An 11,770-nucleotide genomic window follows, 5' to 3' on the forward strand; every position below is an offset into this window, starting at 1 on the left:
TTTTCTTTGATAAAAGTGAAAATGTTACACTCGGATATTGTCCGGGCGTAACATTTTTTGCACACCAAAATTAATTATAAGCTACGGTAATATCAGTGTCAACGAAATATACCTCGTACCAACACAGGAAAGCGTATACCGTGTAAAGCTGCCTGTGGAACATTCTTTTCCCTGCACAATGTTCATCAAGCCATTCATTTAATATGTCTGTATCAAAGAATTCTTTTGCAAACGGTTTCTTAAACATTTCCCTAAATCTATCAGCATATTTTTGCTCTTTAAGCCACTTTGCAAGAGGAACCGGGAAGCCTTTTTTCTTTCTTGTCACCCACTCTTTCGGAAGGATCTTCTCAGTACTTTTTCTGAAAGTCTTTTTGGTCACTTCTCTATTTACAAGATACTTCTCCGGAAGAACACTTGAAACCGCCCATACTTCTTTATCAAGATAAGGAACACGAAGTTCCAGAGAATTTGCCATGGACATTTTATCCGCCTTCAGAAGTATATCATTCGGCAGCCAGAGATTCATATCAAGATACATTTTCTTATGAACCTCATCATACATTTCAGCCTTTTCAAAATACGGTCTTGTTATATCCTTAAAGCTTATGCTGCTTTTGTATTTATCTTTCAAAATGCTGTTTGCATCATCATCGTTCATGATAAATGCCTGTCCGATATATGATTCCGTAAGTCTGTCGGTATTTCTCTTCAGGAAATTAAGACCTTTGATATCTCTGTCACCAATACCTTTAGAAATAATATGTCTGATAGGCTTCGGAACGATCTTTCTGTAAACCGTCCCAAGAGTGCAGCCATGATAGGTTTCATATCCGCCAAAGAATTCGTCTGCCCCTTCGCCTGACATGACAACCTTCACATTTTCCGCTGCCATTCCCGACAGAAAATATAACGGCACCGCTGAAAGGTTGGCATGGGGTTCATCCGAATAATACTGAACCTTCGGAACAGCTTCAAAAAAGTCTTCAGCACTCACTTCCTTATGAAGATTCTTCAATTGAAGATTCTCACAAAACTCCGCTGCCTCAGGTCCTTCATCGAAAAATCCGGGAGCAAATCCAACCGAAAATGTATTCTCCGGTCTTGCGATGGCTGTTATGAAGCTCGAATCAGCTCCTCCCGAAAGAAAGCTTCCGACTTCAACATCTGCTATCTTATGATATTTCACCGACTCCTTCACAGCATCAAAAATCTTAAGAGCCGCCTCATTTTCGTTTAATTTTTTATCTATCTTATACTCCGGATTAAAATAAGATCTCACATCCAATTTCTCTCCGTCATATATAAAGAAATGTCCCGGTTCCAGCTTAAATACATCCTTAAACATGGTTTCAGCTATCGGAGTATACTGAAATGTAAGATATAACTTCAGCGCGTCTTTATTAACCTCTTTCTTAAAATGAGGATGTGCGAGGAAGGCCTTTATCTCTGAAGCAAACATAAAACTCCCCTGCATCTTAGTATAATATAAAGGTTTTATGCCAAAAGGATCCCTGGCGCCAAAAATCTTCTTTTCTTTCTTATCATATATAATAAAGCTGAACATTCCACGAAACATGGAAAGAGCCTTCATGCCGTAAGTAACTATAGTTTCAAGAAGAACTTCCGTGTCCGATTCTGTCTTGAATTTCATACTGTATTCATTTTCAAGTTTACTTCTTAGCTCTTTATAATTATATATCTCACCATTAAATGTTATAACATATCTTCCATTACTGCTTGTCATTGGCTGGGCTCCATTTTGAAGATCGATAATGCTCAATCTTCTGAAACCAAGAGCCACAGTATCATCTGTATAAAAGCCTTCTCCATCAGGCCCTCTATGGACTATCAGATCCCCCATTTTTCTAATAATATTATTCTTCTCAGACCCGGTAAGCGCCCCCGAGTCGCTAACAAAACCAACAAAACCACACATCAGTGTCTCAGCCTCCTTAATGAATGTAAATACCTCACTCTATACTTTCACGTCTCTCCACATTCCCCACATCACCCTTATGTAATAAGTATAAATATCCATCGCATTAATATGAATAAACATAAGGTTATAATTACACTAAATTTATGAAAGAAATTATTGTCGAAAAAAAGATATATATGCCATTTTATTAAGATGATTTTATTTTCATTAAGAAGATTAAAAAAAGACCGCTCATCCTATGAAGAATTTATTCTTCTCAGGACAAACGGTCCATAATTTTACTGATGGAACATTTTATTTGTCTGATATCTTGGTTCGCAAGTAAGATTAACTCCCAACTTTGCGAATACATTTTCATCTATTCCGGAAAGAATTACAGATGAATGTGCTTCACATCCGCGGAGCTTATCAAGCTGGCCAAGAGCTACTCTTGCATTATCATCACTCTCAGCGCAGATTGTAAGCGCTATAAGCACTTCATTGATGTGCATGAGCGGATTATGATCACCAAGATGATGAACTTTAAGATGCTGTATAGGTTCGATTACTGATGGTGAAAGAAGTATAACATCATCAGCAAGTCCTGCAAGATGCTTAAGTGCATTAAGAAGCATTGCAGAAGATGCACCAAGAAGGTTTGTTGTCTTACCTGTGATAACTGTTCCGTCATCGAGCTCTATAGCTGCTGCAGGAAGACCTGTTACTTCAGCCTTAACATTTGCAGCTGTTGCACATTTACGGCTTTCAAGACCAATTCCTGCCTGCTGCATAAGTACTTCAAGTTTGCTTACGATATCCTGACGGCTGCTGCCCTTACGAAGCGCACAGCATTCTTTATAATATCTTCTGATGATTTCCTGATTACCTGCTTCTTTAGCATTTTCATCATTTGAAATACAATTTCCGGCCATATTTACACCCATGTCTGTAGGTGACTTATATGGAGAATCTCCGTAAATCTTCTTGAACATGGCATTAAGTACAGGGAATACATCTATATCTCTGTTGTAATTAACTGTTGTAACACCATATGCTTCAAGATGATATGGATCAATCTCATTTATGTCATTAAGATCTGCTGTTGCGGCTTCATATGCAAGGTTAACAGGATGATTAAGTGGAATATTCCAAATAGGGAATGTCTCGAACTTAGCATAACCTGCCTTGACACCACGCTGATTTTCCTTATAAAGCTGTGAAAGACAAACTGCCATCTTTCCGCTTCCAGGCCCCGGTGCCGTTACTACAACGAGCGGTCTTTCTGTCTCTATATATTCATTTTTTCCAAAACCCTCTTCACTGATGATGTGTGGAATATTATTTGGATAACCATCGATAGGATAATGCTTATAAACTTTCATACCAAGACTTTCAAGTCTCTTCTGGTATTTGATTGCTCTTTCCTGTCCGTTAAAACGTGTAAGAACAACGCTTCCTACATAAAGTCCGTATCCTCTGAATGCATCGATCAGACGAAGTACATCAACATCATATGTTATACCAAGGTCACCTCTGACCTTATTCTTCTCAATGTCATTTGCATTTATGACAATGACAATCTCTGCATCATCCTTAAGCTGTGTAAGCATTCTGATCTTACTGTCAGGTGCAAATCCCGGAAGTACTCTTGATGCATGATAATCATCAAAAAGCTTTCCGCCAAACTCCATATAAAGCTTTCCGCCAAAGTTTGAGATTCTTTCTCTGATCTTCTCTGATTGCATTGAAAGATATTTGTCATTATCAAATCCTATCTTACTCATATGCGTTATCCTTTCTCCCATCATTTTTATACAATAATTTTTCCGGCCAGTTTAACCAATTCAGGACATTTACTAAGGTCGGTACAATAAAGTGCGTCGATATTTCTAAAATGCTCGATATAATCAGATATATCTACTCTGTCAAATCCTCCGGATTCGCCCGATGCATCAAAGCTGTACTTGTCATAATCATTTATAACATAGATTACTTTACCGGCTGCAACATTTCTGATCATTTCAGCAAATCTGACAGTTCCTCCGTATTCGATACCGCTCTGCTTTGTAACCATAATAACCTGATCTGATTTCTCTATAAGATATCTGTTGAGATTATTAATTGTGCTTTCCGTATCAACTATAACAAGATCATATCTTCCGCTGTTAAGAACCATTTCAATGATATTGATATATCTTCTGCTTGAAATACCCGACTTATCGGAAAGGCCGTTTCTTCTGATCTCAGGAATATAATCAAATGCAGCATGTCCAAGATAACCATTAAGATCATCAAGATTCTCACACGCAGCGATATTCGATGATTTGATCCTTACTTTATCCTGAAGAAGATTATTGAAGGACTGATATGATGATGTACAGATATAAAGAACTCTAACCCCTTCAAATGCAAGGATATTGCTCAGTCCAAGAGCTATCGTTGTTTTACCCGTGCCACCTGATGCCGAATGCACCATAAGAAGCTTTGTCCTCTTCTCTTCACGTCTTATCTCTCTTTCCACAGGCATACTGTTCACAGCCACCGGTTCAAGAGTCTTCATATATTCAATATATTCCTCAGGGAATTTAATAAGGAAATCACTATTGGCTATGCGAAGCACATCATTATCCGAAATGAAATGCGGCTGATTCGGGATAAGTCTCGAACCATTTACATATGTACCATTTGCACTTCCAAGATCCAAAACAGCGATCTTATCATCAATCTTTGAAACTTTACAATGAATCCTGCTGACCGCAGCTTCCAAAATAGCACAGTCTGAAATATCAGGACTTCTTCCGATTACATAATCCTCGGAATCAACAACTATGTCAGGAATATTACCGTTGAGATTCTCAAGTCGAATCTTAGGCATGGCTACTTCAGCATTAACAGGCGCTTTCTCGATACCTGATGATATACTTCTGCCAAATCCCATTCCTGCCTTTATCATATTCATGAGATTTCCACCCATCATACTATAAAGTATCTCTATGGAAATATTTGGATCCGAAAAAGAATTTGCAACGCTAAAGGTCTTCTCACCTCTGACATTCTCGGTATTACGCATGATATTGGCGAATACCTTTCTCATTTCCATCTCAAAGTCATCAGCTTTACCGTCATTTCCGTCAACCATAGGAAGGTATGTGATCTTAACTCCTTCCATACCATGTTTAACATATATCTTGCTGAGTGAGATAACTATATGATTCTCTTTAAGTTCAACGCAGTTCTTTACTGCGATAACTGCTCCGAGAAAATCCTTTACTATCTTCAGAAATGCGCTTTCGTTGATCATCGGTAAAAGAGTTGTTACTGGCACATATCCTTCTGTAGCATAATAAAGAGAGTTCTGCCCATTATAGCTTCCGTACATGCACTTAAGGAAAATACTGTTCTCCTCAGCCGCTACCACTTCATACTCTCCGCTTATAAGCTTTTCTTCATTATTGAGCAGATATACAAAATCCTGTCCGGCAGTTTGTTCTGTAACACTGCCATCCATCAAAATATCGTTCACAGATTTCTCCTTTATTACTTCAAAAAAACAATCAAAAAACAACTTATATGATTACCGTTCTCTCATACCTATCAAAAAAAACAGAAATATTATATCATCATAGAAATGTTGTTGCAACAATACTTTTGTACCAAAAACCCTCTCTACCGTATGTTAGATAGAGAGGGTTTCAAGCATCATTATAAAGACTTATTTATTTGTCTTCTTTTTGTAAATGAGAGTAACTATACCCATACTTGAAAGAAGTGCGATTATGATCATAAATCCGATCATATTTCCGGCATCGTCACCGGTCTTAACTGTTGAATCTGTTGCTGTCTTATCTTTTTCTGTAGTTTTTGTACTATCAACTGCAACTTCATCTACTGTAACAAGGTTATCAGAACTTGTATCATCTTTATCTTTGATAATTTCTGAATCACCGGTTTCTTTATCCTTGTCTTTATCAGTTAAATCAGTGTCATCGTCACCTGTATTGTCGTCTTTGTCGTCGTCTTTGCCGTCGTCTTTGCCGTCGTCCTTTTCTTCTTCAGTTTCATATACATCCTTAAATGCAACTACAACTGCTTCATCACTTGATACTGCAATACCTTCGGCAGTTGCACCTTTATTTTCTTCGCCGCCACCGATTGTATATGTTACTTCTTCAGTAAGACCTGTTATGTCATAAAGTTTTTCTGTCACTGTATATGTCTTGCTGAGATCAAGACCTTCTATAAGAACTGACTCATAACCGCCGTCACGGCCTTCAGTGAATTTCTCTTCATCACCGAGTCTTCCGCTCCATACTTCTTTACCATCGCTGTCTTTAACAGTAAATGTGAGATTTTCCTTATCATTATCTGTTATAGGACCTTCGATTGTCTTTGTGATACGGAGACTACCGCCCTTATATATATCTCTGAAACTAACAACTGCTGTCTCATCAGCAGAAATTTCTATATTTGTTGCTGATGCACCTGCCTTATCTTCTTCATCATTTATAGAATAAATAACAACTTCTTCAAGACCTGTTACATCATAAAGTGTTTCTGTTACTGTATATGTCTTAGAAAGATCAAGATTCTCTATAAGAACTGATTCATATATATCTTTTTCAGCATTATATTTGAACTTCTCACTATCTCCGAGCTTTCCGCTCCATACCGTTTTATTATCGTTGTCTGTAACAGTGAATGTAAGATTTTCCTTATCATTATCTGTTATCGGTCCTTCGATAGTCTTAACGATCTGGATACCGCCGGCTTTATAAACATCCTTGAAACTGACTTCAGTGATCTTATTCTGATCAAGTGAAAATCCTCTTGTGACATTTCCGTTTGCAGAATTACCACCATCAATAGTATATGTAACTGTTTCTTCAAGTCCTGTGATATCATAAAGTGTTTCTGTTACTGTATATGTCTTAGAGAAATCAAGATTTTTGATAACTTTTGATATATAATTTCCGCTATCATCTGTTTCAAACTTCTCACTATCTCCGAGCTTTCCGCTCCATACTACCTGACCACCATTATCTTTAACAGTAAATGTAAGATTTTCCTTATCATTATCTGTTATCGGACCTTCGATAGTCTTTGTGATACGGAGATCTGCCCCCTTATATACATCCTTATATGCAACTTCTGTTACATATTCATCAGAAACTGTTATACCACCGGCTACAGCACCACTTGATTCCTGTCCATCAGGTCCTATAGTATATGTTACTTCTTCTGTAAGACCTGTTATATCATAAAGAGTTTCTGTTACTGTATATGTCTCGTCAAGATCAAGCTTAGATATAAGAACTGACTCATATATATCTTTATCAGCATTATATCTGAATTTCTGTCCATCTCCGAGATTTCCGCTCCATACCTCTTTATTACTGCTGTCTGTAACAGTAAATGTAAGATTCTTCTTATCATTTTCTGTTATCGGGCCTTCGATAGTCTTTGTAATTCTGATACTTCCGGTCTTCTTCTCATATGTATTTGTAAGAGAAACCAAAGCAGGATTACTATTTGTATGACCTTCTTCTACTGTAACATCAACCTGTTTCTGTGCGTTAGTATTAAGTAAGTTATAACCTTCAATGTCTGTATTGGTTTCTATTACTCTATATGTTCCAAGATCAAGTGCACCGATTGTTATACTTCCTGTTGTTTTAAAATCACTGTATTTATATGATTTAACAGGATAATCTTCTGTAGTACCGTTAGCCTTAACCTTATAAAAATCGAAGATTATATCATCCGCAAGATTATTATCATCAAGACCTTCTATAGTCTTTGTGAATTGAAGTGTTCCCGTAATCTTCTTGTTTTTAACTTTAATAAGTGAAGCATCATCCTTTGAAACAGCGGCAGCGCCATCTATATCATCAGGATTTGTGATTGTAACTGTTCCACTTTCGCTTACGGTAAATTTAATTTCTGTATCGCCAAGGCCTACAAATCCATCTGCCGGTGAAAGCTCTTTAAGTGTATACTCTCCCGGTGCAAGATTTAATTCTTTTGCATCATAAGCCGATATCCAGTCAGCCTTCTTAGTAGTACCTGAATATACAGCAAGAGTAGCGCCATTAACAGGATTTCCACTCTCATCAACCTTAGATATCTTTATAGACTGATTTCCTATTGCATTTTCGATATAAACATCCAAGCTGGCATGATCTGTATCAACCTTGTTAACTTCATATGTCTTTCCACCATAAGTAACTGTGTCAGGAGTAGATATCTTCGAATCTGCAAATGCATAAAATCTTATGGTATCATCCTTTGCATAATTAGTAGGAGTTTTTGTTTCTTCAAGCTTATATACATATCCTCTGGTTAATCCTGCAAAAGATATAAGTCCATCGCTTTCGCCTTCGCCTGTTGTCTGAGTTTCCACGTCATCTTCTACCACAGTATAAGCTGTAGCGCCATCCTTCTTTTCCATTCTTGAAAGAGTAAATTCTGCGCCGTTAAGTAAGATATTATTGTCACCTTCCCTAACCTTATAGACATTAAGTGTTCCAAGAGTTTTATCAGATCCTGAAGTACCTGAACTCTGGAAAACATCAGATTTAAACTTAACATCTGTAGATTTTCTGTAATTTCCGGGTGCTTTAGAATAAAAAGTTACTTCATTAGAACTATTATTCTCAGTTAATTTACCCTTTCCCGGTGTAAGGTTAACTCTTGCCACATAAGTGATATCATAAGAAACTTTATCCTTAAGATTAAATGTCATCTTTCTTGTAGTTGGATCATATGTGAACTCTCCTTCTTCAGGAGCTTTCTCATTAATAAGAACCGAATCAAGTACGAGGTCATATGATGAACTCATGGTATCCTCAAGAATAAGATCATCCGTAGCAGGATCAAGATCAAGAGCAGCTGAATTTGCGCTTATAGCAAAATGAATAAATGGAGCAGAATAAACATTGTATTCAAATGCCTTATCAAGTTCGTTTACCTTATTATAATCTTCGGAAGCGGAACGCTCCATAAGGAGGTCACCATCATAATAAACTTTGGCTGTATTTTCATAAGTTTCCTTATCCTTAACCTGAGAAATTACTTTAGTATCATATGAAATATACTTTGAATTTTCTGATGACTTAAGAGTACTGATAAGTTCATCACTAAATACGAATGTTACATCTGTAGTTCCATCATCATTTTTAACAACATCAAGTGTTCCTGCATTAGATACTTCCGCACCTGTCTCTACATCTCTTACTATAAATGAATCCTTAACAAATTCCAGACCTGCAGGTATATGATCGACAAGTTTTCCTGTCTCATAATCAGATCCCATCAAAGTCTTAAGAGTGATTTCCCAGTTAAGAATACCTTTTTCAGGCTTATGATGACCTCTACTTGCCCATTTATCAATGGCACCGGCAATAGTTCCGATATCTCCCCACGAACGAGGATAATCACCATCAGGAAGAGTAGTAACTTCATTACTTCTTACAGTTGCCTTATTAGAAACTTTTCCCGGAAAACCTGTACTTGGATAAAGGTGAGCAGGGTCATTTTTTTCGATAAATTCATTTGCAGTTTCAAAGCTGTACATCGCTCTATCAATAAGAACATAATATACAACCCACAGTTCATCTCCATCACTCATAGAAGGATAAACAGCATTAATTGTATCCAAGCCTTTTGAATATGATGAAAATTCACTTGTACTAACCGGAGTCTGACCTTTTTTATCCTTAAAAAACTCAGGCTCACTTATCAGAGTCATACCCGGCCACATCTTATCATCAAATACTACATCAGTATTATTTCCTGTAGATTTAATATTAATAACCGTTCTATATACATGTGTTTTATCTATCGAATCGAGTCCAAACTCATCCGGAACCTCATCTGATGGAACACGTTTCATACTCTTCGATATACCAAGGCTACTCGGAATTTCACTAGGCATCATATGAACAGTTACATCTACCTCATTAGGAAATTTGATTGTAAGATCCTGTTCAGGCTGCTCACCACCTATATCTGTGATACTGCTCTTTAATGTAACCTGTCCAAATCTGTTATCATTAACTTTACAGAACTTCTCATCATAGTAGTTAATTCTGAGAACGTCTCTGTTATCAACTTTACTTACAGAATACGTACCCAACTGCTTCCTTTTTTCATCATAAAGTCCGCCTTCGGTAACATTATTGAAAGATATTCCCTTAGGCAACGTATACACAAAAACTTCATCCGGACTGATTATGAGACCATCCGGAAATTTCCATGTTATAGTTACATCAAGACTGTCGCCGTATGTAACGTCCGGATACCCATCATTTGTCCACGGATAGATATAACTATCACCTTTTGATGAATTAATAATCGATACCAAGCTAAGGGATCTCGGCGTAATTTTGTCAACAAGTTGCACCTCTGACGTTTCTGCTTTAACCCTCAGATTACTTTTCCCTCCAACGAAAAGAGAAATAACCATTGTTAAAACCAAAAACAAACTATAAAGTTTCCGCGTTTGCTTTTTCATTTCAACCTCCTTTTCGTTGCCGTAAGGCAACACAATTAGTTACTCATAAGCTTCTTTCATAGTATAGTTACGTTAATTTTACAAATATAATTTATCCTTGTACAATAAAAATCTGCTATTTTTAGTAAAATTCTGTCAAATTATGCAGTTTTTTTTGAGCATTTTTCCTTTTAATGACATTTTTTTCTTTTAAATAGCCATTTTTTATCTCTTATGTAAACCATCGATGACAGACAATTATAGTAAATTAACAATAATCAAGCAACGATTATTGCAGAATGACTAAAAAAAAGCAACATAAAAACATCAAAATATGAAATAAAACCGGTATTAATATGAAATTATTATGGTTTGTAGTTCATAAAAATGATATAATTTGAGTATTAAAAAGAAAAAAAATGAGGAACTAAACATGTGGATAGCCGAAAATTGGAAAGATTATGAAATACTGGATACTTCTGAAGGAGAAAAGCTTGAGCGCTGGGCAGATTATATACTTCTCAGACCTGATCCTCAGGTTCTTTGGAACACTCCAAAAAAGATAAGAGAATGGAAGCAGCTGAACGGACATTATCACAGAAGCTCTAAGGGCGGCGGAAATTGGGAATTCTTCGACCTTCCTGAAGAATGGACAATTAATTACAAGCTTAAAAAAGACACACTTACCTTCCATTTAAAACCTTTTTCCTTCAAGCATACAGGTCTTTTTCCTGAACAGGCTGTAAACTGGGATTGGACATATGGACTTATAAAAAACAGAATCAACGAAGCTAAGTCTTCCGGCAACAGCAAACCTATCAAAGTGCTTAACCTTTTTGCATATACAGGTGGCGCAACTCTTGCCGCTGCAGCTGCAGGTGCAAATGTTACTCACGTTGATGCATCAAAAGGAATGGTGAATTGGGCAAAAGAAAATGCCGCTTCATCAGGTCTTGGTAACGCACCTATCAGATGGCTTGTGGATGACTGTAAGAAATTCGTTGAGAGAGAAATCCGAAGAGGAAATCATTATGATGGTATAATCATGGACCCTCCTTCATATGGAAGAGGCCCTAAGGGTGAAATCTGGAAAATGGAAGACAGTATATATGAACTTGTTAAACTTACTGCCAAGCTTTTATCAGATGATCCTCTCTTTTTCCTTATCAATTCATATACTACAGGTCTCGCACCGGCAGTTCTTACTTATATAATGTCGAGCATAATAATTCCGGATCATAAAGGACATGTTGAAAGTAGTGAAATAGGTCTCCCTGTAAAGGCCAGTGGTCTCACTCTTCCTTGCGGCGCAAGCGGAAGATGGACCATCTGATATATGTCAATATCCCCTTGTTAAA

General features: G+C 37.0%; 5 protein-coding genes. 1 reads left to right on the top strand and 4 read right to left on the bottom strand.

Going from position 1 to position 11,770, the window contains the following annotated elements:
• Positions 1–70 precede the first annotated feature (70 nt).
• The 4 genes from asnB to B5D25_RS07765 form a co-directional block, all read right to left on the bottom strand.
• A complete protein-coding gene (gene asnB / locus B5D25_RS07750) occupies positions 71–1,939 on the bottom strand; it encodes an asparagine synthase (glutamine-hydrolyzing) (RefSeq protein ID WP_078787405.1) in 1,869 nt (622 codons plus the stop codon).
• 281 nt (positions 1,940–2,220) lie between these two features.
• Positions 2,221–3,705: a DUF1846 domain-containing protein gene (locus B5D25_RS07755; RefSeq protein WP_078787406.1), complete on the bottom strand. Its 1,485-nt coding sequence runs from the start codon at positions 3,703–3,705 to the stop codon at positions 2,221–2,223.
• A 26-nt stretch (positions 3,706–3,731) separates the two neighbouring features.
• Positions 3,732–5,444 (bottom strand): FHA domain-containing protein, encoded by a 1,713-nt coding sequence (locus tag B5D25_RS07760; RefSeq protein ID WP_090168560.1) that lies wholly within the window; start codon positions 5,442–5,444, stop codon positions 3,732–3,734.
• Positions 5,445–5,633: 189 nt separating this feature from the next.
• Positions 5,634–10,433: an MSCRAMM family protein gene (locus B5D25_RS07765; RefSeq protein WP_078787408.1), complete on the bottom strand. Its 4,800-nt coding sequence runs from the start codon at positions 10,431–10,433 to the stop codon at positions 5,634–5,636.
• Between the two features lie 412 nt (positions 10,434–10,845).
• Between B5D25_RS07765 and B5D25_RS07770 the strand changes: the two genes are divergently transcribed.
• Entirely contained in the window at positions 10,846–11,745 is a 900-nt protein-coding gene (locus tag B5D25_RS07770) for a class I SAM-dependent methyltransferase (protein ID WP_078787409.1), read from the top strand.
• Positions 11,746–11,770: the final 25 nt, after the last annotated feature.

Source organism: Eubacterium ruminantium (genome assembly GCF_900167085.1).
Lineage (GTDB): Bacteria > Bacillota > Clostridia > Lachnospirales > Lachnospiraceae > Eubacterium_Q > Eubacterium_Q ruminantium.

Bases quoted from the DNA above. Each gene is read 5' to 3' on its own strand.
- asnB (WP_078787405.1), bottom strand. From the start codon at position 1,939: ATGTGTGGTTTTGTTGGTTTTGTTAGCGACTCGGGGGCGCTTACCGGG.
- B5D25_RS07755 (WP_078787406.1), bottom strand. From the start codon at position 3,705: ATGAGTAAGATAGGATTTGATAATGACAAATATCTTTCAATGCAATCA.
- B5D25_RS07765 (WP_078787408.1), bottom strand. From the start codon at position 10,433: ATGAAAAAGCAAACGCGGAAACTTTATAGTTTGTTTTTGGTTTTAACA.
- B5D25_RS07770 (WP_078787409.1), top strand. From the start codon at position 10,846: ATGTGGATAGCCGAAAATTGGAAAGATTATGAAATACTGGATACTTCT.